The organism is Blautia sp. AF19-1 (genome assembly GCF_003479155.1).
GTDB classification, from domain to species: Bacteria; Bacillota; Clostridia; order Lachnospirales; family Lachnospiraceae; genus Fusicatenibacter; species Fusicatenibacter saccharivorans.
This window is the reverse complement of the sequence record NZ_QUGQ01000003.1, coordinates 89,703-115,572: the sequence shown is the minus strand read 5'-3', so window position 1 is coordinate 115,572 and position 25,870 is coordinate 89,703. Positions and strand designations below refer to the sequence as shown.

Below are 25,870 nucleotides of genomic sequence, written 5' to 3'. Positions count from 1 at the left end.
CATGGATGCGGCTGCATCCGGCAGAGTGGATAAGGGAAAGCGCAGGTTACATGAAAGAAAAAAATAAAACAGGAAACTGGCTTTTAAACGCAGTTTATCCGAGACGATGTCCCATCTGTGACGGACTGCTGTCACGTGAGGAGCCGTATCTATGCCGGAATTGTGTGGAAAAGATCCATCCGATTCTGGGCGCGCGGTGCAAAAAATGCGGGAAACCCGTGGGAAGTGAGGAAGAGTTCTGCCGGGACTGCAGCAGAACGAGGCACAGCTTCGACCGCGGTTTTGCGCCGTACGGTTACCACGGGGAACTTGAGGCTTCCCTGATGCGGTTCAAATATCATGAACGGCAGGAATACGCCGGATTTTATGCTCACGCGGCGTTTTTCTATGTGGGAAAGCAGATCCAGAGAAGAAATCCGGAGGTGCTCGTTCCGGTGCCGCTTCATCCGGCGAGACAGCGGCAGCGCGGCTACAATCAGGCGGAGGTATTTGCAGAAAAGCTGGCAGAAGAAATGGAACTTCCCATGAATGCCCGCCTGATCCGCCGTGTGAAAAAAACAAAACGCCAGAAAGCGCTTAGTCCCGCCGAGCGGCGGAAAAACCTGGAGGGAGCTTTTGCATTGGCAAAGCCGGGACAGATGAAATACTGCCGGATTCTTCTGGTAGATGACATTTTCACAACGGGAAGCACGGTTGATGCCATTGCGTCACTGTTGAAAGTGAATGGAGCAGAACAGGTGGATTTTGTTTGTGCGGCAATTGTAAAATAGTGTGTGAATATTTTGAGAATAGCTTTCCAATATCGGAAACATATGGTAAAATAAACATAATTTAGAACGGGAAGAGGAGACCAAGAGGCATGTTGGACGAAAAAAGGATTCGTCAGATGACAAAACTGGCTTTTTTCGAAAAAAAAGAAGAAAAAAATGCCTTACGAATCGGCCGCTATTTTCGGAGTGATTACATCGGAAAAGAGCTTCTGAAAAATTTTTTTCTGGCTTCCATCGGATACATTCTGGTACTTGCGGTTGCAGTCTTATATCATATTGAATGGTTGGTGGACGAGATAGACACAATCGACCTGCAGTTTGCAGCAGGGTGTCTGATCGCGTCCTATCTGTGTTTTCTGGCAGTCTATTCCATTGCCGTGTATGTGATCAGCACGATCCGTTACCAGGGAGCACAGAAAAAGCTGAAATGGTATGGAAAAGAGCTGGATGACCTGCAGAACATGTATGAGGAACAGGAAAAAAGCGGGAAGAAATCCGGGCGCAGGAGGAAGGAAACATGACAGTATTGATTGAACTGAAAGAAAAATTAAAAGAGTTTTACGGCTCCTGCAGCGGAATCGTACTTCCGATTGTGAAATTTCTGCTCGCTCTTGCTGTATTTCGTGGTATTAATTCCAATCTCGGCTATCTGAAGATGCTGGACAGCATGTATGTGGTATTGATTCTGTCACTGATCTGCGCTATCTTGCCATTGAATGGAATGGTTTTCCTTGCAATGCTGGTGATCATCGGCCACTGCTTTGCACTTCACATGGTAATCGCGGGTCTTGCGGCGCTGGTTCTGCTGGTGCTCTGGTTTCTATATCTTCGCTTTGTGCCGAAGGATGCGCCGGCACTCCTTTTGACACCGCTCGCATTCTGGCTTCACGTGCCATCTGCCGTTCCGGTTGCCTATGGTCTTGCCGGCACGCCGCTCTCTGCATTTTCAGCAGCCTGCGGTGTCGTTGTCTACTATATGTGCGACATGATTCACGGAAAAATGGAGCCGCTGCTTCATGCGGCGGAAGCACCGGAGATCACGGCAGTCGTACAGGAATTTTTCAACGGCCTCTTCCGCAATGAGGAAATGCTGCTGGTTCTGATCGCCTGCGCACTGACCGTACTTCTTGTCAATGCAATCCGCCACAGCAGTGCGGACTATGCATGGGAGATTTCCATTGTGGCAGGTTCGGTTGCCTATGCGGTTATTATGATTGCCGGAAGCCTGGCACTGGATGTACAGATTGCACTCCCGATGGTTCTGATCGGGGCGGCGGCCGGCTGTCTGGTTGGATTTGTTCTGGAGTTTTTCCTGTTCGGTGCAGACTACACCCGGACAGAATACCTGGAATATGATGACGACGATTATTATTACTACGTAAAAGCCGTTCCAAAATTCAATGTGACAAAGGCACAGCGCCGTGTGACTTATATTCGGAATGAAAAGAAAAAAGAACCGGATCTGACAGACGAGGAACTCGATGCTCTGGCAAATCTTGGACATACAGAAGAATCCGGGAACAGCAGGGATCTTGATGAGATCGAGGAAAAAAAAGAAATAGAAGAAATAAACGAAACAGAAGAAATAAACGAAACAGAAGAAATTCAGGAAGAAGAAATTCCGCCGCTGGACGAGGGCGATTATCAGGATGTGGATTATAAGAGCATGCTGGAGGACACCTTAAAGGATCTTTAAAAGAATTTTGAAAATCAGAAGAAAACCGGCCGGGGGAAAAGAAAGGAAGTGACAGTGTGCGTGGCGTGTGGAACTGGATTGTCACAAGAACGGCAGACTACGGGCTGCCAAAACAAATTGAACTGATTGATATTGTGCAGATTCTGCTCATTGCATTTTTCGTCTATCACCTGATCCGCTGGCTGCAGAATACAAAGGCCTATACGCTGATGAAAGGTATTTTTCTGATTGGTGTCTTTGTCATCATTGCAAACGTGCTGAAAATGCAGACGATTCTGTGGCTGTTCGGAAACATCGGCGGGGCGGCGATCACAGCGGTTGTAATTATCTTTCAGCCGGAGCTTCGAAGAGTGGTCGAGCAGATTGGAGAAAAGAATCCGCTGTCTGCCATTTCTTTTGCGAGCGGCCAGGAGGAAAATGAACGGTTCAGTGACAAAACCATCAATGAACTGGTAAGGGCCAGTTTTGAAATGGGAGAAGTAAAGACCGGAGCGCTGATCGTCATCGAAAAGACCATCACCCTGGAGGAATATGAAAAGACCGGAATCCCGATTGACGGCGTTCTGACCAGCCAGCTGCTGATCAATATTTTCGAACACAATACGCCGCTGCACGACGGAGCCGTGATTGTACGGAACAACCGTGTCACGGCAGCAACATGTTACCTGCCGCTGTCCGACAACATGGATCTGAACAAGAATCTTGGAACACGCCACCGTGCAGGTGTCGGCATCAGTGAGGTGACGGATTCCTTTACGATTATTGTCTCCGAGGAAACCGGAAATGTGTCGTATGCTTCCGGCGGAGAACTCCACACGGCAGTAACACCGAGCGACCTTCGGGAGCAGCTTCACAAAATCCAGAAGCTCGCGAAAAAACCGGAAGAGAAGAAAGGATGGCATATCCGCGGAATGCGTCAGAAAGTGGAGGGAGAGAAGAAATGAAAAAGAAAATTCTGAAAAAGCTTCTGAACAATCTCCCTTTGAAAATTCTTTCTATCCTGATTGCCATTGTAATCTGGTACGTTGTGGTCAGTGTGAATGACCCGATTGTGAAAGAGCGCTTTGATGTCCCCGTGCAGGTGACCAATGAAGCCTACATCGCAGCCGGAAAGAAAACATACCAGATTGCGGAGGAATACCAGACGGTCACGGTTACTGTCACGGACAACAACTCGGTTGTCAGCCGGCTGAAGGCATCGGATATCACCGTCACGGCCGATCTGACCCAGATTGTGACGATGGATACAAACCCGGTTTATGTGCCGATCAAGGCAGCGTGCTCCATGGTAAAACAGGAAAAACTGAGCACAGTGACAGCAACGATCCCTGTGGAAATCGAGGATGTGGACAGCGAAAAATTCCCGATCACAATTGACGCAGGAAATACGAAACCGGCAAAAGATTACGAAGTGGGAACGATGACTTCCGATCCGGAGAGCATCACCATTTCCGGCCCGACGTCCCTGATCAATAAGATCAGCAGTGTGGTGGCAAAAGTAGATGTAACCAATATGCGGAATTCCGGAACCGTCACGGCGGATCTGATGATTATTGATAAAAACCAGGATGAGATGCCGGAATCCCAGATGGAATTTTTGAATTTCGACAGCGGCTCCCCGCAGGTGGATGTGGATATTGAACTGTGGCGCCGTGTATCCGGTATTAAGCTGAGTGCACTGTACAGCGGAACTCCGGCAGACGGCTATCAGATTAAAAATATCTATACCACACCGGAGGAAATCACCGTTGCCGGATCCGAGGAGGCACTTGCAAAGCTGGCGGATGAAGGCAATACGATTGAAATTCCGGAAGACTATACCTCCGTTGCAGGACAGCGCTCCGATGTGGAGACGACGGTTGACTTAAGCGATGTTCTCGCCGATGTGACAGATCTGAAAGTATCTTCCAGTTCGTCTGCATCCGTTACCGTTCACGTAACGGTTATGCCGAATGAGAGCAGGGAATTTGAACTTGATGTCGATCAGATCGAGACGGGCAATCTTCAGTCCACTTATACCGTTCTGTATGATCAGACACAGCTTGCAATCCGCATTAAAGCATCGGACAAAAATCTGGCCAAATTAGATACTTCCCAGATCAACGCATCCATAGATCTGAATGGAATGGGTGTCGGGGATTACGAGGTACCGGTAAAAATCACACTGCCGGATGGCTATGAGCTCGTAGACAGTGTCAAGACAACGATTCATATCAAAGAAAAAGCAGTAGCAAATAAAACGACAGGAACAAATTAGGAGGGAAACCAATGGTAAGCGGAAAAGTGACCGTGAAAAATCCAACCGGCCTTCATCTTCGCCCGGCCGGAACCCTGTGCAAACAGGCAATGCAGTTTAAATCATCTATTACATTCCACTACGGAGATGGAAATACAGCAAATGCAAAGAGCGTCTTAAGCGTCCTTGGCGCATGCGTCAAATGCGGAGACGAAATTGAGCTGTTCTGCGAGGGAGAGGACGAGGAGGAAGCTCTGCAGTTCCTTGTCAATTCCATCCGGACGGGACTTGGGGAAGAACTGTAAGGAGAAAGAACAATGAAGAAATATGATTATGTTCTGGTTGGCGCCGGTCTGTATTCCGGAGTGATTGCTTATCTTGCCGGTCAGGCAGGGAAAAGCTGTCTTGTACTGGAACGAAGAGATCATACAGGCGGAAATATTTACTGCGAAGAAATCGAGGGAATTCATGTACACAAGTATGGAGCGCATATTTTCCATACTTCGAATAAAGAGGTGTGGCAGTTTGTCAATTCGCTGGCAGAATTCAACCGTTATACAAACTCGCCGATTGCCAACTACAAAGGCGAAATTTATAATATGCCGTTCAATATGAATACTTTCAGTAAAATGTGGGGAATCCGCACACCGGAAGAGGCGAAAACAATCATCGAAGAGCAGAGAAAAGCTGTTCCGGGAGAGCCGAAAAATCTGGAAGAGCAGGCGATCAAACTGGTTGGAAAAGATATTTATGAAAAGCTGGTTAAGGGTTATACAGAAAAGCAGTGGGGAAGAGATTGCAGTGAGCTGCCGAGCTTTATCATCAAACGGCTTCCGGTGCGCTTTACGTATGACAACAACTATTTCAATGACCTTTATCAGGGAATTCCAATTGGAGGCTATAACGTTCTGACAGAGCGGCTTTTTGAAAAAGCGGATGTACAGACAGGTGTTGATTTTCTGGAAAATAAAGAAAAGTACCTGGCGATGGGTGAGACGGTGATTTACACCGGAGCGATTGATGCGTTTTACGATTATGCACTTGGCAAGCTGGAATACCGTACGGTGCGCTTTGAAACAGAAGTGCTGGATACCGACAATTATCAGGGCGTAGCTGTAGTAAACTACACCGATCGGGAGACACCGTATACGCGTGTGATCGAACACAAGCATTTCGAATTCGGAACCCAGAAAAAGACCGTCATTTCCAGAGAGTATTCCACCGACTGGAAAGAGGGGATGGAGCCGTACTACCCGGTGAATGATGCCAGAAACCAGGAACTTTATCAGAAATATGCCGCACTTGCGGAAAAAGAAGAGAAGATTATCTTTGGCGGAAGACTTGGAGAATACAAGTATTACGATATGGACAAAGTCATTGAGGCTGCACTGAACCAGTGGGAGAAAATGCAGCGGTAGGAAAAAGAACTGCAAACGGAAATCAATCAAAACGGACTGCACACTTGACAGCAGTCCGTTTTTTGACTATATTATAAACGATATCCGGCTGGAAAATACCGGAAAATAAGAAAATGAAAGAGGTCGTTATGAGAAAAGAATATGATGACGAGGATGAAATCCCGGAAAGACGCCATTCCTCAGGAAAGAAAAAGAAGAAATTCGGCTGGGTTAATGTGCTCACCATCCTTCTCGTAGTTGTACTGGTTGTGCTCGTCGGTGTCTATGCTGTAATCAATCACTATTACAGCAAGAGTAACTACGTAAGCGATGATAAAATCACGATCAATAAATCCACAGAGGTTGAGACAGAAAGTACCGGGTTGACTGATGAGGAGACGGATGCCCTGCAGTCTGAGATTTTAAATGAGACACAGGACATTGAACTTCCAAACAACAATAACGTGTACAACATTCTGCTGATCGGTGTTGACCGTCGTGACAAAACGTGGTATGGAAACTCCGATTCCATGATTCTGATGTCCATCAATAAAGATACAAAACAGATCCACATGACATCCTTTATGCGTGACCTGTATGCAAATATCCCGGATGTCGGTGTGAAAAAACTGAATGCAGCCTGCGCATATGGCGGCGGTCCGCTGGTTGTACGAACCATCGAGGACAACTACAAACTGCCGATTGACAATTATGCAAGTGTTGACTTCGATTCCATGATTGACATTATCGATGCCATCGGCGGAATCGAGCTTTCGCCGAGCGATGATGAAATCCGTGTAGCGAACCAATATGTTGATGAAATGTGCAGACTCCGTAATGTGGATGCTTCCGCCCATCAGTATACAGCAGGCGGAGAGCAGCATGTGGATGGCTATCAGGCAGTTGCATATGCAAGAATCCGTTACGTTGGAAATTCTGATTATCAGAGAACGGAGCGTCAGCGAGAGGTTTTAAGCAAGATGATGCAGAAAATGAAATCGTCAAGCGTAACAGAACTGAGTGCACTGGCGGATACCATTCTTCCAAGTGTTACCCATAACATTGATCAGTCTACATTGATGACATTGATCGGAGAGCTGCCGACGATCCTCTCCTATGAGATTGTACAGAGCCGTGTACCATACGATGATCTGTACTCCAGCAAGGGTGAGATGCTTGTTCCGGATTTCTCGGCAACCATTTCCAGACTTCAGACAGAAATCTACGGATCTACTACCGTAAACGAATAAAAAAGAAACAAATGAAAAACCTCCTGTATCCGGCAAGAAAACCGGAGCCGGGAGGTTTTTTCTGCCCGAAAAACCGGAAAAAACCATAAGAAATTTGTAAGGTATTTTACCGGCGGATAACTTGAAATAGATGGAAAAATGTAGTAAGCTATAAATTGTATAAGAGTAAAAAAATGGGAGGATGAATAAGAATGAAAAGAAAGTTTCTGGCCGCAGCCGTACTTGGCGTCATGGTAAGTGTTACACCAGCCGGTGCATATGCAGCTTCTACAGAAACCAGTCCATTACCGGTAAATTCGGAAAGTGATACTGTAGCTCAGGCCGAAGACGAAGAAACGACTCCGACTCCGGCGCCAACTGAGACCCCAGAGGTTACACCGAGTGAGACTCCGGCTCCAACCGAAGCACCGACCGAAGCACCGACCGCAACACCAACCGTAACACCAACTGAGACCCCTTCCGAGACACCGACGCCGAGCGCAACTCCGGCTCCGGAAGTAAGTAATCTGAAGGAAGGCTGGAACAGCGTTGAAAGAGATGGAAAGAAACAGTTTCAGTACGGAGTTCTGGATGAGAATAATAAGGTGGTAGCTGCTACCGGACCAATAGAAATCGACGGTGTCGGTTATGCGTTTGATGAAAACGGCTACATGCTGACCGGTGAAGTAGAACTTACGGATAAAGATGGAAAAACCGGAACCTACTACTTGGATACAGAAGGGGAAGATCCTGCAAAAGACGGACTTGGTTCGATGCAGCAGGGTATCTGTGAAGGAAAAGTATTTGCACCGGAACTGAAAAGAAATGAACTTGTTACACTCGAATTTAATGATGGAAGCGTAGACGATTACTATGCGGATGAAAACGGCTATGCCATCTGGAGCAAGACCCAGAAGGTAGGAGATAAAACATATCTGTTTGGCGATGACGGCACCCGCGTAAAAGAGGCAGGTTTCCAGACTGTTGTCGATGAAAAAGGGGTAACGCATACCTACTATCTGAATGCAGACAGCACCGTATCTCTTGGAAACCACACCGTATATCAGCAGGAAGACCGTACCGTAAGCTGGCTGACAGTAGGTTCTACCTGGTATCTGGTAGATGCAGAAACTGGAGAACTCCTTTCCGGCTGGCAAAAGGTAGATACAGCAACCTACTATATGAAACCAGGTTCCTTTGATGCGAACGGAGACATGAAAGACGGAAGCTTCGAGATGGAGACCGGCAATCAGAAAAATAAATCCGGCTGGGCTGAAATTGATGGAAAATGGTACAGCTTCCGAAGCTGGGGCGGCGTACGAACCGGCTGGTTCAATTACGATGGAAATAAATATTATCTCCACGAAGACGGCCATATGGAAGACAATGCACTGAATCTGAATGGAACCTTGTACTTCTTCCGAAGCTGGGGCGGTATGCGCGTCAATGATGTTGCTGAATATGAAGGCAATTATTACTATGTCGGAGCTGACGGAACCGTTTCGACCACAACTGGCTGGAAAAAAATTAAAACCGCAACTCAGACGATCTGGTACTGGACGACGGCAGACAGTGGAAAACTGCTGACGAATTCCTGGCTGGATTACAATGGAAACAGCTATTATCTGAAAGCCGATGGAAAAATGGCTTTTAATGAGTGGCTGGATAACACCTATTACTTCCGCAGCTGGGGTGCGGCCTACAAAAACGCATGGGCAAAAGTCAACAATGTATGGTATTATTTTGACGGAAATGGAAAGAAATATACCAGCGGCTGGCTGACCTACAAAGGAAATAAGTATTATCTGAAATCCGATGGAACCATGCTTGCCAATGAATGGCTCGATGGAAAATACTACTTCAAGAGCTGGGGTGGTATGTATAAAAACGAATGGGGCAAGTCCGGCGATACCTGGTACTGGTTTAATGCAGATGGAACCAAACGGACGCAAAAAGGCTGGTTCCTCTATGATAAAAATTATTATTATCTGGATAAAGATGGAAAAATGCTGACCGGCTGGGTTTACCATGACGGTAACTATTATTACATGAAGAGCTGGGGCGGCATGGCACATGACGAGTGGATTCTTCATGATAAGAACTGGTACTACTTCAAGAGCTGGGGCGGCATGTACCATGACCAGTGGCTGACACTGAACGGTTCTCAGTATTATTTCCGCAGCTGGGGCGGAAGATATCAGAACTGCACCGCTACGATCAATGGAAAACAGTACAAATTCGATGCTTCCGGACGCAGAATCACGGAAGGATGGGAGTACATCGGAAAATACCGCCGTTACCGCAAAGCAGACGGTTCTCTGATGGAGGATGTGACAAGCATCTTCAATCCGTCATCCAAATACATCACAGTAGACAGAACCCGCGGACGTGTCACCATTTACGGCTATAACAGTGCAACCGGTTCTTACGATACCCCGATCAAATCAATGATCTGCTCCGTAGGAAATCCAATCAGTTACACCGCAGCAGGAACATATAAAATCGGCTGGCAGTTGAAAAAGAAGCAAATGAGAGGTGAAGATTATGTGTGCTGGGCACCATATGTATCACAGATTTATGGCGCTGTTTACTTCCATGGCGTAGCAAGCAGCACACCGGATCTGAATATGATCTCTGCCGTAGACTTCAATTCCCTGGGATCACCGATGTCACATGGTTGTGTCAGACTGACTGCAATCGATGCAAAATGGATTTATGATAACGTCAGCAGCGGAACAACGGTCCGCATTGGCGACAATCTGGATTATCCGCTGACAAACCCGACCCGTTATACCTGGACAGGCGGTGCTTTCGGAAGCGATCCGACATATCGATAAAAAATAGAACAGGAATACCTGTATGAGAAAATCCATCGGGGCAGCAGTGCCGCCGATGGATTTTCTGATAAGAAGACATCGGCCATTTTACAGGAAAGGAAGACAGATACGATGGAATTACAGGAAAAGAAAAAGAACCGGACAGAACAGAAAACAGATATGCAGAATAAGGAAAAAGCATTGCTTACCCAACTTGACGAGATTGCAAAACAGGATCTCTGTCTGGCATTCTCCGGCGGTGTGGACAGCAGTCTGCTGCTGAAGCTTGTCATGGATGCATCTGCAAAATATGGAACAAAGGTTTATGCAGTAACCTTTCAGACACGGCTGCATCCGCCCTGCGACCTGGAGACAGCGACAAGAGTAGCAAAGGAGGTTGGCGCTGTTCATGAGGTCCTTTTTGTTGATGAGCTGGAGCAGGAGGCAATCCGTTACAATCCGGAAAACCGCTGCTATCTCTGTAAGCACTATCTATTTGGGAAACTTCTGGAATTTGCCCGCGATCACGGTGTCACCCAGGTACTCGACGGAACAAATGAGGATGACCTTCATGTCTACCGGCCGGGGCGAAAAGCGCTGAGAGAATATGGTGTCATCAGCCCGCTTGCAGCGTGTCATGTGACAAAAACAGAGGTAAAAGCACTTGCTGCAAAGTACGGCGTTTCCGTAGCACACCGTCCATCCACTCCATGTATGGCGACACGCCTTCCCTACGGGGCAGAAATTAACTATGACGTTCTGGATCGGATTGCGGACGGCGAAGCATGGCTTCATACGCTGTTCGGTGCGGAAGAGAATCTCCGCCTGCGTGTACATGGCGATGTGGTGCGTCTTGAAATCGCACCGGAGCGTATGGGGGAAGTGCTTGAGAAGAGAGAAGAAATGATTGCATATCTGAAAAAGCTCGGCTTTTCTTACCTGACGATGGATCTGGAAGGGTTCCGCTCCGGCAGTATGGATGAGAAAATAACACAGAAAGAGGAAACAAAATGAAAGCAATTTTAAGTGCGGACCGCAAATGGGGTCTGGGATATCAGGGACGGCTGCTGGTAAGTATTCCGTCTGATCTGCGATTCTTCCGTGAAACTACGATGGGACACGTTGTCGTGATGGGAAGAAAGACACTTGCTACACTCCCGGCAGGGCAGCCCTTAAAAGGCAGAACGAATATTATTTTAAGCCGTGATCCGGAATGGACTGTCCGCGGCGCAACCGTTGTCCACAGTATCAAAGAGCTGATGGAAGTATTAAAGCCGTATGAGGACGACGATATTTATGTTGCGGGCGGCGGAGAAATTTACCGTCAGCTTCTCCCATACTGTGATACGGCATACGTCACACGAATTGACATGACGTATCAGGCGGATACCTTCTTTGAGGATCTTGACGAATCACCGGATTGGGAGATGGTAGAAGAGGGCGATGAGCAGACCTGCTTTGATATTGAATTTTATTTCACGGAATACCGAAGAAAGAATGAAAAGGCAGAACGCCCGAGATAAGGGTAAGACAGGACGTAAAAAACGGAGAAACCACAGAAAAAGCGGCTTCTCCGTTTTTTTTCATATAGGATACAAAAAGTATCAGTGCTGTCCGCCTGCAGAAAGCTCCAGCATTTTTTTCTTAATATCATTTTCGAGCTGTACCAGCTCAACTTCAGCGGCGGCACGTTTCTGGCGGCCGTCCTCCTGAATCTTCATCACTTCATCGAGGGTAGAGATCAGGCTCTGGTTCGTCTGTTTTAAGGTTTCCATATCGACGATACCGCGCTCAGATTCTTTTGCAGTCTCGATCGTTGCCATCTTCAGATTCTCCGCATTCTTTTTCAGAAGCTCATTTGTCATATCCGAAACCTGGCGCTGTGCTTTGGCAGCCTCAGTCGAGTGATGAACGCCGAGTGCAATGATCATCTGGTTTTTCCAGAGCGGAATGGTGTTGACGAGTGTGGATTGGATCTTTTCGGCCATTACAGAATCGCTGTTCTGAAGCATGCGGATCTGCGGCGCTGTCTGGATCGAAACCATACGGGTCAGTTCCAGATCATACAGTTTCTTCTCAAATCGGTTGCAGAGATCTTCGAGATCCTTGGCAGCCTGTGCATCTTCGGCCTTTCCGGTCATCTGCGCTTTATTCTGCAGATCACGGAGTTCTGTGGAACGTACCAGCTCCAGCTTTTTCTTTCCAGCGAGAATGTACATGGTCAGCTCTTTAAAATAATTCAGGTTCTGTGCATACATCTGATCCAGAATGGCAATGTCTTTCAGAAGCTGCCGCTGGTGGCCGTCGAGCACGTCACAGATTTTATTGACATTCACCTCTGCCTTGTCATACTTCGCTTTCATTGCATTGATTTTGTTCGTGCTTTTCTTAAAGAAAGAGAATGGTCCCTTTTCTTCTTCAGCGTCAAACGTTTTCAGCTCTGTCACAACAGAGGTGAGCAGATCGCCGATTTCCCCGAGATCTTTGCTTCTGACGTTCTCCAGCGTTTTCTCGGAAAAGTCTGCCATTTTCTTCTGTGCACCGGCACCGTACTGCAGAATGCCGTTTGTATTGGCAAGATCAATCTGGGAAACAAAGGCATCCACCATGGCTTTCTGTTCGTCGGACAGAACAGAATCATCCATGACCTCTTTCTTTTCTTCCGGCTGCTGTACCGGAAGTTCCGGTTCCGGCTCCGGAGTGCCGAAACTTAAGCTTGGAATTTCAGTGGTGTCCTTTACAAAATCATTCATGTTTTCTATTCTCCTTTTCTTCGGTACGGAAACGTAACCGGTGATTTGATTTCAATTGTATAGCTTTGAATAGTTACATGTGAAGCGGCTCAATATCCTGCTTTGACGGACCTGCCTGATTTGTCAGTCCCTCCTGCGCCAGCATCGTCTGCAGAACAGAGATATCAGAAGAAATATCCCATGCCGTTGTCTGGAACAGATCGTCAAGCAGCTTTTCGAATGCGGCATTGATGGTATCCAGTGTGTCCTCGATTTCCTTCTTGGTTCGGAGGATATTGTCGCTTTGAATTGGTTCGTTCTCAAAGGAACGGTAAGCGTCGAGCAGCTTCCAGGTTGTCGGCATATAGTAATCCATAAATTTCCGCAGGGCGGCGGCTTCTTTTGGGCGCTTTTTTGCCTCCTCGAGAATCCGGGTAACAACCGTTTCGAGACGGCTCAGCTTGGCTGTGATGACTTCACCCGGCAGATCCAGGTTGCACTGATGGATCTTCTGAATATAAGATTCACATTCTTCCAGCATCTGCTGATATTCCGGCGTTACACCGGAGGCCTCCAGCTGTTCACGTGCTTTCTGTTCGGCAATCTGCTGTTCCTTCTGGCTGGCGAGCATTGCGCGGTACTGGTCGTAGCAGTCCTTTGTCACCATCAGACAGGTACCATTCTCGTCGAGGTGGCCCTGGCGCAGCATGGATTTATCAATCATGGTCGTAATATCGGTCAGAAGCTCACCTTTCTCACAGTGCATACTGTCGCAGAGTTCTTTCGTGGAAATATATTCCTTTGTGCCGATCAGCGTACAGATCTGGCGGAAATGGCGGACCAGACGCCGGTTTTTACTTCCCTTTTTCAGAAGAATGCCGCCGCCGATGGTAAATGCGGCAAAAATAAGAGAAGGAATCAGCGCGCTGTTGTCTGGACCTGCAAATAAGGAATACAGACTAAGCGTTGTGCAGCAGCCGAACAGTCCGGTGACACCCCAGCCGGCAGCCGTCTGAAATCCGCCGACAAGTGCAAGATCGGTGGATGGCATAAAGCGCTCGCGCAGTACACGACGTTCCTGTATGCGGCTGTTCCATTCCGTATTCTGCGGGGTCTGCCAGGTATGGGAAGGTTTGGGAACCGGGTTCGCGCTCTTACCCGGCATCGTGCCTCCCGGCCCGTAGGAATAGTGATGCGGTCCGGTCTGCTGCGCTGTATTATTATGGGAAGAATGCTGGCTGCTGTAGGAAGTATCTGCGGAATAGCCGCGGGACGGCTCCTGTGTGCCATTTGCACGGAATGGTCCCTTCCGGTTTGGGTAGACAAACTGGTTGATGGTGTCTGAAATCTTCTGGTTTAATTCCTGAAAATCCTGAGAATTTACAGCGTTATCCACAAGCTTTCCAATACTGTCGCCGACATCCTTTAAATCATCTTCAAAACTCATGACAGTTCCTTTCTGATGAGGTACTTTTTCTGTGTACCGTTTTCCATTTATTATACAATGCGATTGGAAATCTTACAAGCATACAGTGCTTAATTTTCTATGAAGCTGGAGCTGACGGGAATGGTTACAGTTCACAGGAAATGATTTTGTTTTTGGATGAGTTGAAAGAAAGCAGTAACTATTATATACTAAAGAATATCGAATGTCAGAAAAAATCAAATCAGAATAAAGGGGCCGCAATACTAAATGAATAAAAACGAAATTATCCAGATACAGGGAATGGAATATAAAGAAATGACAAAACAGCTTTTGAACAAATGTGCCTTAGCTACGCTCATTCCTTCGAAGGTCAGTCTCATCGGTATTAAGCCAAATCTGGTAGCACCTGTCCCGGCGGAGTTTGGAGGGACGACACATCCGGAGGTGGTTGCGGGGATCATCGAATATCTTCAGGAAAATGGATTTACTAACCTTCAAATCATGGAAGGTTCCTGGGTCGGGGATAAGACAGAGGAATCGTTTGAGGTCTGTGGATACCGTATGCTTTCGGAACAGTACAGCGTTCCGCTTATCGATGCGCAGAAGGAAAAAAGCATGCCGGTGCAGTGTGGTGATATGGAACTTCAGATTTGCGAATGTGCGAAAAAGGTGGATTTTATGATCAATGTCCCGGTCATGAAAGGCCATTGCCAGACTAAAATTACCTGCGCACTGAAAAACATGAAAGGTCTCTTGCCGAATAAAGAAAAACGTCATTTTCATGCCATGGGACTTCATCGGCCAATTGCGCATCTGGGGCTGGGGATTCATCAGGATTTTATTTTGGTGGATAATATCTGCGGAGACCTTGACTTTGAGGATGGCGGTAATCCGTTTATTATGAATCGCCTTTTCGCTGGGTTAGATCCGGTGTTGATCGATGCATATGTCTGCGAGGAACTGCATTATAAGCCAGAAGATGTCCCGTATGTCAAAATGGCAGAAGAGTTGGGCGTGGGAAGCGCTGATCTCACACGGCTTTCAATCCGCCAAATTGGCGAAATTGGTGAAAAAAGAGTGATTCCGGAAAAACGGAAGATCGTGGAACTGCAGGATGCCGTAGAGGAAGTTGAGTCCTGCAGTGCCTGCTACGGCTATCTGATCCCGGCGCTCGACCGGCTGAAGGAGGAAGGACTGCTGCAGGAACTCCACGAAAAAATCTGCATCGGGCAGGGATACCGGGGAAAGAGCGGGGCGCTTGGTGTGGGAAGTTGTACTTCAGGGTTTAAATACAATCTGAAAGGCTGCCCACCGACCGATGAGCAGATGTATGAATTTTTGAAGCAGTACATTGCAACTAGACGAAAAACAGAAGCAGAAAAATAGCAACAGAGGAGAGAGCGAATGAAAAAAGCAGTCAAAGCCATTTTAAATGTATTGTCCTACGGCGGAATTGAAGTAGAATCCGCCCGTCGGCTTGCCGATATCAAGAAGCTGGATCCGATCCGTATTTTTCTGCGAAAATTGGATATGGAAATATATAATGGGGACTACAAGGTTCCGATTCGGCTGTTCTTCCCGGATGAAAAAATGGAGGAGCATGGTGCAAAAGAAGCGATTCTGTTCTTCCATGGCGGCGGCTGGACAACCGAGAGTGTGGAGACATACGACCGTGTCTGCGCGCGCATGGCGCAGTCGACGGGGCAGATTGTTGTATCGGTAGAATACCGTCTTGCACCGGAGCATCGTTTCCCGACAGGCTTAGAAGACTGCTACGCCGCCGCCCAGGCAATGCTGCGCGGGGAGATTCTGCCGGAGGTAACGCCGGAAAATGTCACGATCATGGGCGACAGCGCAGGAGGAAATCTTGCGGCTGCGGTCTGCCTGATGGCGAGGGACAAAAAAGAACTGCTGCCGGGGAAACAGATTTTGATTTATCCGGCGGTGAATTCCTGTTACACAGAGAAATCACCGTACAAATCCGTGAAAACCAATGGAACCGGATACCTTCTGACCAGTGTCAAAATGGAAGATTATGTAATTCTGTATCAGCGGACCGAAGAAGACCGCAAAAATCCGTACTTTGCACCGGTACTGGCAGAAAATCTGCAGGGACTGCCGGACACGCTGGTACTGACGGCGCAGTACGATCCGCTGCGCGATGAGGGCGAGGATTATGCGAAAAAGCTGAAAAGGGCTGGCAATCTGGTTGAACATCATCGGATCAAGGGTGCATTGCACGGCTATTTTGCGCTTGGCATTGAACACCTATATGTGCAGGAAAGTTTTCAGTATATGAATGCATTTTTAAGGAAAGAAAAACAGCAGAAAAATGCAGACGAAGAACTGGAAAACATAGCAGCAGTGAAGAAAAAATTAACACCCGGGAAGGCGGGTAGTGTCAAATAAGTTATGAAAAAACAGAGCCAAAGAAAAAGGCTCAAATGGACCTTGCTACGAAAATAAAAATCGCAGCCAAGACTTGAACCTTGACAACAAATGTTTTCAACAATTATGAAAGCATCACTATAAAGCAGTCATAATAATGGCTGCCAGCAGTGAAATATGATTTGTACAAAAGATGGATTATACTTGAGCTTCAACCGTATAGCCATGTTTTTCTAATTCTCGTATATAACGGGAAAGTTGTTTTTGCTCACAGTTTTTGCGCCTGACTTCAAAACAGTTTTCATCAAAATTAGTGCCTTGTTTTAGCATTGTATAAATGATAACAAGTAATTTACGAGCAAGAGCGACAATGGCTTTTCTGGCCCCTTTTTTCTGCTTGATTCTCCAATACCAGGCTGAAAGATATGTGTTTCGTTTGCCGGCAATTACCCAGGCAATCTCACAAAGCATACTTTTTATATAAGGATTGCCTTTTGTGATAGAGGTACTTTTTCTTTTTCCGGCACTCTCGTTATTGCCGGGACACAGACCGGCCCATGAACAGATGTGTTCTGCAGTTTTAAATGGTTTCATATCTGTACCGATTTCGGCAATGATTGCACAGGAAGCAGTTGTACTTATTCCATAGATAGTATTTAACTGTTCAATTTGTAAAGCGAATGGAAGCATATCTTCCTGAAGATGAGTTTCAATTTCAATAAGATGCTCTTTCATGGAATCATAATGACACATGAGGATTTTTAAGAAAGATTTTTGATGTTCTGAAAGAGTCCCATTTACAGACATGAGGATTTCATCAATGCGTTTTCTGGTTTTTGTTTTGAGATAAGAATCCAAAGACATTTTATCAATCTGTCCATGTTCCATCAAATGTAGAATAATGTTTCTGCCGGAAGCACCAAAAATATCAGAAATAAAAGAAGACAGACGAAAACCGGAACTCTGCAGGAATTTTTCAACCCTGTTTTTCTGGGAAGTAATATCGCGGATAATACTCTTGCGATAACGGTTTAAATCACGAAATTCACGAATCCTTTTTTCTGGAATAAAACTTGCATTAAGGAGTCCTGCACGTAGTAATGTAGAAATCCATTCAGAATCACGTATATCAGTTTTTTTGCCAGGAACGTTCTTCATATGGCGGGCATTAACAACTAATAAAGTGATATCTCCAGAGAAAGCATCTTCTAATATTTCGTAAATTGGAATCCAATAAATGCCAGTGCTTTCCATTGCAATATGATGGCAATTCTCTGAAATGATCCAGTCTCGTAAAGCAAGCATATCAGGAATTAAAGTGGTAAATTCACGAATTTCAGAGTGAGTAGGTTTACCTAATGGACCAGTTAGGATACATGCAACAATTTTTTCTTTGTGGATATCCAAACCACAGGAAATTTCTAAAAGATCTTTCATACAGACAGCCTCCTTTATAATAGAATTGACAGGAGATTTGCCCGAGATAATATGGACTTTGCTACTCGTGCTATCTGTAAAAGATGCGACAATATGCTGTACTCAAGGGCAAAACATTTACGTTGAAAAACGGGGTGAAAATCCTCCAAGGTACAATCAAACTTAATCCTGTCAATAACTATTGTAAAACAAGGCAGGAAGTAAAAAAAGTAGTGGAGGTCAATCCTCTATTTTCATTATAGGCTGTGATAAGCTTTCATGATTCGTTGAAAATTGCAGATATTAATTCCAATAAGCTCTCCGAGGGCTTAGGGCGTTGCCCTAAGAACCCACAAGGAACCAGTCCCTTGACCCATTTTCGGGCTTTGCCCGAGCCCATCCTCGCCGGAAGGCAGGAAAAGGGCGCAGCTACCCCTTTTCTGCTGGATAGGATAATCCGAGAACTTTATGTCAATAGACTTTCGCTGCATATCCTCGCAGTCGGCAAAGCCGTCTGTTCCGGTATTCCACGGTTCTATTGACAACAGTTCCGCTCCGATGCGGCAGTACCATTTTTCTGTATGTTCAGAATGGTCTGTTGTCCAAGAAAGATCAGAAGCTGCCACTTGCCAGGCATATTGTCGGCACCCTGAAGCATTTCTACTTCATTGAGGACTTTATAGCCTGCATGCTTATGTGGACGCAGGAAGTTATAGTAAGCGACCCAGAGTGCCAGATCATAGTTGGCACCGTCGATGTTGTCGAACCCATTTGTATGGCGGTAAGAGGCTTTATAAGTACGGTTCAGTCGTTCAACCATCTGTTTGAATGGACGATGTTCTGTAGAAACAGCATCGTCGTTGGTAAGTCCAATGACCTGAGTGACGGAAAAAGTGAAATCTTTGCCGAATTTCTTTGCGAATTCCATAGCGGCAAGGGGATAAGCACTGTATCCGTCAGCAATAAATTTAAAGTTTTCCGGAAGCTTTTTGAGATTCTGGAAGGCCATACGCATAGCAAGGATGCAGGGCCCGACACCACGGTTATCAGATACCTGATAGCCAAGGATAGAGCGGGTAGCAGCATTCATGATCAGCCAGACATAGGTTTTGATACCACGGATCTTGATGTAGGTTTCATCAGCAGTGAAGACCTCATTCTTTTCGTAGGGGTACTGATCCACGAAAGGCTTAATGCAGATGGCTGCAGTCTTACAGTAGTTGGCGATCTGTTGGTGGGAGATGCTGATGTTATACAGGTCTTTTAAAGCCTGTGATGTCTTGCGCAGGGAAAGTCCCAGATTGACGTGCAGCGTCAGGCACAAGGACATGACGTGGGCATTGTGCTTACTGAATTTAAGGGAAGAAGCATTTTTAGGCAGGGTATTTAAGTCCATGCTGAAAAAATCCATCGTGAACTCACGGTAGATGTAATGGAGTTTGTATTTATTCTTGCCATAGTCTTCTTTCAGATCTGCCTTATCTACCTTTTTTAGATTGTGCAGATAGTATGAGCACTTGGGATTCACACATTTGTGGACAATGAAATGTTTTCTGTCTTTTTTAGGAACCAGAGTGTTGCCGCAGTGGGGACAGCGTAGTTTTACAGCGGAAAATCTGCTTTCATCAGGTGAGAACCTGGCATCGCAGATCTTGCATAGGAGCTGACCTTTGGATCCGTTGTTCTTGTAGAGAAATGGTTTAGGGGCATCGCAGCGGGGACAGGTGCAGGAGTCTGGGATATCACACTCTGAGCGTCGGCTGATCGGGCGGATCTTCTTACCATAACGTTTTTCGTAGTAAGGGATGAGCTCTTTATAAGTCCAGTCCTGACGGAAGTCCGTGATCAGAGGGAGTTCGTCAACTTTGAACTTTTGATATTTTGGAGAATGGGAAACATCGAAAGCCCACTGCTTGAGGGGAATATATCTGCAGATAAAATTTAAAAGCCAGCAGATTTGTTTATGTTGGTATTGAATTAATTGTAATAAATAAAGTATAATGTTCACGAGCAATTAAATCCTTTCGTATTTTGTTTGTTGTGGTGACTACATTATACCGAAAAAAGGAGGTAATTGCTCTTTTTATTTGCAAACCTCCGATAAATCAAGGTTTTAAAGGATTTAGAACAATAAAAAACAGGTAGTTTTTGACACTACCGGAAGGCGTAAGGAGGCATAGAAAATGAAGAAAGAACATTCTTCGCGCTGGAGAAAGCTGGACAACGCGGCACAGGCATTTCCGGCGGCCACCGGAAAAAAGGATACGAGAGTCTTCCGGTTTTACTGCCAACTGAAAGAGGACATCCAGGCGGATCTGCTGCAGAAAGCGCTGGAGGAGACAATGGAGCATTACCCGGTGTTTTCCATGGTACTGCGGAAAGGTCTTTTCTGGTTCTATCTGGAGCAGCGCGATCTGCCAGCAAAAGTAGAAGAGGAAAAGCGTCCGCCGTGCAGTGAGATTTACGTACCCGACCACAAAACGCTTCTTTTCCAGGTTTCTTACTATAAAACCCGAATCAATTTCGAAGTATTCCATGCCCTGACAGACGGCACCGGAGCGATGCTGTTTCTGAAAGAACTGGTGAGCAATTATCTGATCCTGCGCCATCCAGAGGAAACATTTTCCAAGGTCAGCGAAGATATGCTGACGGAAACGGACTTCGAGGAGGACAGCTTTTCCCAGTATTACACCGGAAAGAAAAGTGAAAAAGAAAAGAGCCGCCCGGCATACCAGATCAAAGGCGAATATCTGGAGCAGGAGAAGATGGAAATTACCGAGATTCTGCTTTCTGCGGAAGCAGTTCATAAGTGCGCAAAAGCACATGGCGTGTCGGTAACGGCGTACCTTGCGGCGGCGTTGGTATATGCGGTATATGAAGAAATCCCGAAAAGCAGGCTGAAAAAGCCGGTTTCTCTGATGGTTCCAGCCAACTTGCGTAACTTTTTCCCATCTGCATCGATGACGAATTTCTGGAGCTGGATCGAGATTGCCTGTGATCTTGGGCCGGAGGCATCGTTTGAGGATGCCCTGCAGATCACGGGAGCCGCGATGCAGAAAGAGGCGCTGAAGCAGGAGATTTCCACACGTATGAACGATCTGGTGCGGATTGAGCGGAATCCGGTGCTGCGCGCCGTGCCGCTGGAAATCAAAAATCTGGCGCTGATGGCGGGCACGACGCTCGGCGGACGAAGCATTACGACCGTCTATTCCAATATCGGCCGGATTCAGATGCCGCCGGAGTATGAAACATATATTGAGCGGTTCGGATTTTTCACCAGCACAGACAAAGTACAGATGTGTTCCTGCTCCTACGGGGACAGCATGGTGCTTGGAATCACATCTAAAATCGCCGATTCCAATATTGAACGGAACCTGATGCATCTGCTGCAGAAAGAGGGCATTGTCTGTGAACAGGAGGAAAATGATTTTCCGGGACAGAAAGAACAGCCGCACGGGACGGCCAAACTGGGATTGAAAATTTTTTCTTTCACCTGCATCGCGGCTGTCGTACTCTGCTGGATGATGAATTTCCTTGCAACGCCGCAGATGTGGTGGGCAGGTTATGCGACAGCGGGTGTGTTCTGCGCCTGGCTTCTGATCCGGGTGGGATATCAGAAACGGAAAAATCCACTCAAAAACAGTATGTGGCAATTGATCTTTATTATGATCGGTGCGATTCTGTGGGATTATGCGACGGGCTGGATCGGCTGGTCTGTCGATTTCGCAATTCCGCTCGCCGTTCTTCTGAATGGCGCGACGATGCAGATTCTGGCAAGAGCGTACAAAATGGAGGTCAGTGAATATCTTTTTTATCTGATGCAGTCCGGAGCAGCAGGAATCGTTCCGGCGATTTTGTGGCTGACAGGAACTGTCCGCATTACCTGGCCGTCCGTGATCTGCGTGGGCCTCAGTGTGCTGTATCTGATCGGGCTGTTTTTTTTCCGCGGAAAAGATTTTATGCGGGAAATGCAGAAAAAATTCCGGGTATGAAGGGAAAAGGTGATAGAAAAAATAAGAAGAGCAGGTAAGAAAAGTGGATGTTGGTCCCTTTTCTTACCTGCTCTTTTGAAACTTGTGTGTGTCTGCGGCGGAAAAGCCTGGAGAGAAATCTACTGCGCCTTCTCCTCACAGCTGCAGGAATCCCACGACGGCATTTCATCCCCATTCTTAATCGCATCGCGAACCGCACTGTAATACCGCACTTTCTGTTGAATATGCTCCAGATCGGATTCCATGCGCTCGATTTTTTCGCGTATATTCTGCTCATGTTCTTCGAGAATGGCAACCATCTGGTCAATATTTCCCGGGATATCATCCTCAAGCCGGAAAAACTCCTGAATCCCCGCAATCGGAAGACCGGTGCGCTTGAAGCAGAGAATTGCGGTCATGCAGTCAATGTGCTGCTGGGTGTAAATTCGTTTCTTACTTTCGGTATGAATGACATCCGTCAAAAGCCCGATCTCCTCATAATAACGAAGCGTAGAGGCCGGAAGTCCAAAACGCTCGGACATTTCACGAATGGTGTAGGTCTGCTGTTCCATGGAAAAACCTCCTTGAAATAATGAAAAATCAACTGCTTCAAGTATACTTTAGGAAGACAAGTTTGTAAAGTGTAAAACATGATTTCTGAAAAACACAGACCATAAAAAAGAGAAAATCAGAGCAACTTGTGACTGGACGGAACAGCAATTGGTTGTTAAAATGGTATTAATGAGGTTTCGTTTTGTGAAAAACGTTTAAAAACGAATGTGCAGATGGGGGATGGAGAAAAAATGGGGAAGTCAAAAAAGAGAAAAGAATATTCCCTGAAGAAAATTGTTTTAATGGTATTTGCATGCAGCAGTCTGCTCTGTCTTCTGCTGATTATTTTTGTCACGCGGATTTCCATGAAAGCCATGCGGGAATCAAAAATGGAAACATCGCTGAAAGCAACACTGGAGGAAGTGAATCAGGGCTTTGAGTCAGAGTACAATGTGCTGCTGCGTCTGTCACAGACGATGACATCGAATGGACTGGTCGGGGAAAAATATGATGCTTATCGAACGGCAGAAGAGCAGTACGATAAAATTCTGGAGTATCAGGACTTTTATCAGACCCTGAATGTCGCAACCTGGGAGATGGAAGATGTTATGCTGGGCGCTTATCTGATTCAGGGGGAGAGCCGGGAAATGACACCGGAGATTCTGTTTTCCACGTACAGCACAAAGAAGGAGACATTCCAGCCGGAAACACTGTCGAAGCTGGTTGATACGGGAGAAGTTACATATCATTCCATTCATCAAAGCTACAACAGTGTGAGAAATGATAATGTTGTTTCGATGGGACGCAGAACATCATTTTCAGATGGCACAGATGCCTGGATTTATTTAGAAGCAAAATCAGATGAAGCACTGATGCTGCAGAAACGTTCCGAATTAGAAAAAATACCATATGTGCTGCTACAGCTGAATCCGGAAAAGAAAGTAGAGTATTCCAGCGAGAAAACATTTGCAAAAGGAGATATCCTTGAACTGGATGAGGATGGCAGAATAGAGCAGAACGGATATGAGGGAGTTGCCAAAAAGAATATCTATGGATTTTATACGGTTTTGTTGCTTCCAACTTATGAATACCAGAGCGAAATTTATCAATGGACCCTGCTGACAGGAAGCGTGATTTTTATTTCACTGGCCATTCTTGCCGTAGTCGCAATTTCACAGATCTGGCTGGTATCGCATCCGATCAAAGTACTGGAAAAAGAAATGCGCCATTTTGGAAAAGGAGATTTTTCTGAGGCAGAGACACCGGTTCAGCTTGCGGAATACAATCAGCTTTTTGCAACGTTCAATCAGATGAAAGCGCAGATTCAGGAGCTGATTGAGAGTGAGCAGCGGAAGGAAAAAGAAAAAGCAGATCTGGAGCTGGGAAAGCTGATGTATCAGATCAATCCGCATTTTCTGATGAATGCGCTGAATTCTATTCATTGGATGGCGCTGACAAATCATCAGAAAGAGATCGATGATTACGTGAAGCATCTCGGCTTTATTTTGAGTTATTCCCTCGGGAAGGCGGAGCAGAACACGACACTGCGTACCGAATTGAAATACCTGCAGTATTATCTGGAACTGCAGCAGATGACGCATGATTTTTCCAGTGAATTTGATATTGCGGAGGGAGAGTACCTGAATACGCGGTGTGCCCGCTTTCTGCTGCAGCCGATTGCAGAAAATGCGGTCTGCCATAATATGGACGAATTTGGAACCCTGTGGGTAGAAGCGTCGGAACAGGATGGGATAATTACCATTCGAATCCGGGACGATGGAAAGGGCTTTGAAATATCGGAGAAGATGGAGCAGAATGCAAAAGACGAACGAAAGGGGATCGGTCTGCGTTATGTGCAGATGACACTGAAATCATTCTATGGAGAAGAAGCAGAGATGAAAATAGAGAGTGAACTGGGAAAAGGAACGGAGGTTACCCTGCATTTTCCGGTGCTTCCGGCATAAAAAAAGAACTACGAGAAGGAAAAGAGAAAAAGATAAAATGGGGTGGAACAAATGTATCAGGTATTGGTGATTGATGATGATAAGCTGGCAAGAAAGGGACTGATTTCACTGATTCCGTGGGAAAAATACGGAATGGAGGTCGCCGGAGATGTGGCGAACGGAGCGTTAGCACTGCAGTTTATTGAAACACATCCGGTGGATCTGGCCGTGGTGGATCTGACGATGCCGGTGCTCTCCGGGTTGGAGTTTATCTGCGAGTGCAGGGCGCGGGAAATTTCCATGGACTATATTGTGCTTTCCGCACATGAGGATTTTACGTATGTGCAGAAAGCATTGCGGCTCGGGGTAATTGATTATATTTCGAAGCTTCAGCTTGAACCGGAAGAATGCGGCGAGGTGTTCCTGCGTGCGGCGGAGCATATTCGAAAACGGAAAGAAAAAGAGCAGCAGATGCAGGCGGGGGGAAGAATAAATCGGAAAAAGACAGAGACTGTGGCAGATCAGGAAGAGAAGGAACAGTGGAGAAAACTCTGGGAGGAGACGGCTTCGCTGACCTGGATTTATAATATAGAGGAAACACAAAAACTCTGTAATCTCTGGAAGGCAATTCCGACCAGTCAGAAACAGGAATACCGGTACACAATGCAGACATTGCAGGAAATTCAGAATGCCTTTGGCATTTTCATGGAGGAGCAGGAATATGAAAATCTGCAGGAGCCGGAAAAACTGACAGAAAAAATACGACAGGATCTGTGGCAACGGGTACAGAACGGAGAAGGACAGGCTGTTACGGAGATATTGATTTTAAAAGCGGTACTTTTTATCGAAGATCATCTGGTGGATTCTGAAGTGAAAGCGGAGCAGATTGCAGATGCTGTTGGAATGTCGAGAAGTTATTTTTCCGTCTGTTTCAAGAAATGCACAGGCTATTCGGTCAACAGTTATATCCGAAAAGAACGGATTGCGCTGGCCTGCCGTCTGCTGCGGGAAAATCCGCAGATTTCGGCAGAACAGATGGCGGATGCTGTCGGGTATCATGATGAAAAATATTTTGTAAAACTGTTTCAGCAGAGTATGGGTATTGGCTTTGCCGAATATAAAAAACAGTTAAAACGGCAGGAGTTTTAGCAGAATGCCGGAGTATGGGAATGAAAAAGCAGACATTTGTTTGAAGGACAGAGAACAAATGTCTGCTTTTTGGATGAAATGGATCCTGGTTTTGTATAAATGTTCTCGAAAAGTAGAACACGAGGCTGTTTTAATTCGTCAAAATGTAT

At 46.2% G+C, this 25,870-nt stretch carries 21 protein-coding genes; 16 read left to right on the top strand and 5 right to left on the bottom strand.

From position 1 onward, the window contains the following. Positions 1-50: 50 nt before the first annotated feature. The 11 genes from DWX26_RS02710 to DWX26_RS02660 all read left to right on the top strand — a co-directional run bounded on the left by DWX26_RS02710 (position 51) and on the right by DWX26_RS02660 (position 11,667). Positions 51-770, top strand: coding sequence for a ComF family protein (locus DWX26_RS02710; RefSeq protein WP_158565814.1), 720 nt, complete (start codon positions 51-53; stop codon positions 768-770). An 89-nt stretch (positions 771-859) separates the two neighbouring features. Beyond that, positions 860-1,291: a hypothetical protein gene (locus DWX26_RS02705; protein ID WP_022462226.1), complete on the top strand. Its 432-nt coding sequence runs from the start codon at positions 860-862 to the stop codon at positions 1,289-1,291. Beyond that, positions 1,288-2,466: a hypothetical protein gene (locus tag DWX26_RS02700; protein WP_118600757.1), complete on the top strand. Its 1,179-nt coding sequence runs from the start codon at positions 1,288-1,290 to the stop codon at positions 2,464-2,466. The genes DWX26_RS02705 and DWX26_RS02700 overlap by 4 nt, the downstream gene beginning before the upstream one ends. 56 nt (positions 2,467-2,522) lie before the next feature. Further along, complete coding sequence (gene cdaA, locus DWX26_RS02695; protein WP_330410111.1) at positions 2,523-3,410, top strand: diadenylate cyclase CdaA; 888 nt, start codon at positions 2,523-2,525, stop codon at positions 3,408-3,410. Then, positions 3,407-4,723 carry a CdaR family protein gene (locus tag DWX26_RS02690; RefSeq protein WP_158554979.1) on the top strand — a complete coding sequence of 439 codons (1,317 nt, stop codon included), beginning with the start codon at positions 3,407-3,409 and terminating at the stop codon, positions 4,721-4,723. Before cdaA ends, DWX26_RS02690 begins: the two co-directional genes overlap by 4 nt. An 11-nt stretch (positions 4,724-4,734) precedes the next feature. Next, a complete protein-coding gene (locus DWX26_RS02685; RefSeq protein WP_022462230.1) occupies positions 4,735-5,007 on the top strand; it encodes an HPr family phosphocarrier protein in 273 nt (90 codons plus the stop codon). Positions 5,008-5,019: 12 nt separating this feature from the next. Then, positions 5,020-6,120, top strand: a complete 1,101-nt coding sequence (gene glf / locus DWX26_RS02680; RefSeq protein WP_117761054.1) for a UDP-galactopyranose mutase — start codon at positions 5,020-5,022, stop codon at positions 6,118-6,120. A gap of 128 nt (positions 6,121-6,248) precedes the next feature. After that, positions 6,249-7,349 carry an LCP family protein gene (locus DWX26_RS02675; RefSeq protein WP_158580578.1) on the top strand — a complete coding sequence of 367 codons (1,101 nt, stop codon included), beginning with the start codon at positions 6,249-6,251 and terminating at the stop codon, positions 7,347-7,349. Positions 7,350-7,540: 191 nt separating this feature from the next. Further along, the gene (locus DWX26_RS02670; RefSeq protein ID WP_118600752.1) at positions 7,541-10,165 is read left to right on the top strand and encodes a L,D-transpeptidase family protein; all 2,625 of its coding nucleotides are present in this window, start codon (positions 7,541-7,543) and stop codon (positions 10,163-10,165) included. A 111-nt stretch (positions 10,166-10,276) separates the two neighbouring features. Further along, positions 10,277-11,158, top strand: coding sequence for an ATP-dependent sacrificial sulfur transferase LarE (gene larE / locus DWX26_RS02665; RefSeq protein WP_330376945.1), 882 nt, complete (start codon positions 10,277-10,279; stop codon positions 11,156-11,158). Then, the gene (locus DWX26_RS02660) at positions 11,155-11,667 is read left to right on the top strand and encodes a dihydrofolate reductase (protein ID WP_055218639.1); all 513 of its coding nucleotides are present in this window, start codon (positions 11,155-11,157) and stop codon (positions 11,665-11,667) included. The genes larE and DWX26_RS02660 overlap by 4 nt, the downstream gene beginning before the upstream one ends. Positions 11,668-11,748: 81 nt before the next feature. Here the strand turns inward: DWX26_RS02660 and DWX26_RS02655 are convergent, their stop codons facing one another. Both DWX26_RS02655 and DWX26_RS02650 read right to left on the bottom strand, forming a co-directional pair. Continuing rightward, a complete protein-coding gene (locus tag DWX26_RS02655) occupies positions 11,749-12,897 on the bottom strand; it encodes a toxic anion resistance protein (RefSeq protein WP_117509496.1) in 1,149 nt (382 codons plus the stop codon). A 73-nt stretch (positions 12,898-12,970) separates the two neighbouring features. Next, positions 12,971-14,323 (bottom strand): 5-bromo-4-chloroindolyl phosphate hydrolysis family protein, encoded by a 1,353-nt coding sequence (locus tag DWX26_RS02650; RefSeq protein WP_118600750.1) that lies wholly within the window; start codon positions 14,321-14,323, stop codon positions 12,971-12,973. Between the two features lie 246 nt (positions 14,324-14,569). Between DWX26_RS02650 and DWX26_RS02645 the strand changes: the two genes are divergently transcribed. Beyond that, on the top strand, positions 14,570-15,688 hold the full coding sequence (locus tag DWX26_RS02645) for a DUF362 domain-containing protein (RefSeq protein WP_117804129.1): 1,119 nt from the start codon (positions 14,570-14,572) through the stop codon (positions 15,686-15,688). 18 nt (positions 15,689-15,706) lie between these two features. Further along, complete coding sequence (locus tag DWX26_RS02640) at positions 15,707-16,711, top strand: alpha/beta hydrolase (protein WP_118600748.1); 1,005 nt, start codon at positions 15,707-15,709, stop codon at positions 16,709-16,711. Positions 16,712-16,888: 177 nt separating this feature from the next. Here DWX26_RS02640 and DWX26_RS02635 read toward each other — a convergent pair whose 3' ends face one another. Together DWX26_RS02635 and DWX26_RS17615 are read right to left on the bottom strand one after the other, a co-directional pair. Next, positions 16,889-18,127 carry an IS110 family transposase gene (locus DWX26_RS02635; RefSeq protein ID WP_118600746.1) on the bottom strand — a complete coding sequence of 413 codons (1,239 nt, stop codon included), beginning with the start codon at positions 18,125-18,127 and terminating at the stop codon, positions 16,889-16,891. A gap of 514 nt (positions 18,128-18,641) precedes the next feature. Further along, the gene (locus tag DWX26_RS17615) at positions 18,642-20,114 is read right to left on the bottom strand and encodes a DDE-type integrase/transposase/recombinase (RefSeq protein WP_118600845.1); all 1,473 of its coding nucleotides are present in this window, start codon (positions 20,112-20,114) and stop codon (positions 18,642-18,644) included. Positions 20,115-20,289: 175 nt separating this feature from the next. On the opposite strand from DWX26_RS17615, the gene DWX26_RS02620 reads away from it, so the two are divergent. After that, positions 20,290-22,098: a DUF6320 domain-containing protein gene (locus DWX26_RS02620; RefSeq protein WP_055218648.1), complete on the top strand. Its 1,809-nt coding sequence runs from the start codon at positions 20,290-20,292 to the stop codon at positions 22,096-22,098. A gap of 119 nt (positions 22,099-22,217) precedes the next feature. Here the strand turns inward: DWX26_RS02620 and DWX26_RS02615 are convergent, their stop codons facing one another. Further along, the gene (locus DWX26_RS02615; protein ID WP_022462066.1) at positions 22,218-22,649 is read right to left on the bottom strand and encodes a MerR family transcriptional regulator; all 432 of its coding nucleotides are present in this window, start codon (positions 22,647-22,649) and stop codon (positions 22,218-22,220) included. A gap of 231 nt (positions 22,650-22,880) precedes the next feature. Between DWX26_RS02615 and DWX26_RS02610 the strand changes: the two genes are divergently transcribed. Both DWX26_RS02610 and DWX26_RS02605 read left to right on the top strand, forming a co-directional pair. Then, complete coding sequence (locus DWX26_RS02610) at positions 22,881-24,593, top strand: sensor histidine kinase (protein WP_158579814.1); 1,713 nt, start codon at positions 22,881-22,883, stop codon at positions 24,591-24,593. A gap of 51 nt (positions 24,594-24,644) precedes the next feature. Next, the gene (locus DWX26_RS02605; protein WP_055218651.1) at positions 24,645-25,721 is read left to right on the top strand and encodes a response regulator transcription factor; all 1,077 of its coding nucleotides are present in this window, start codon (positions 24,645-24,647) and stop codon (positions 25,719-25,721) included. The last annotated feature ends 149 nt before the right edge of the window (positions 25,722-25,870 follow it).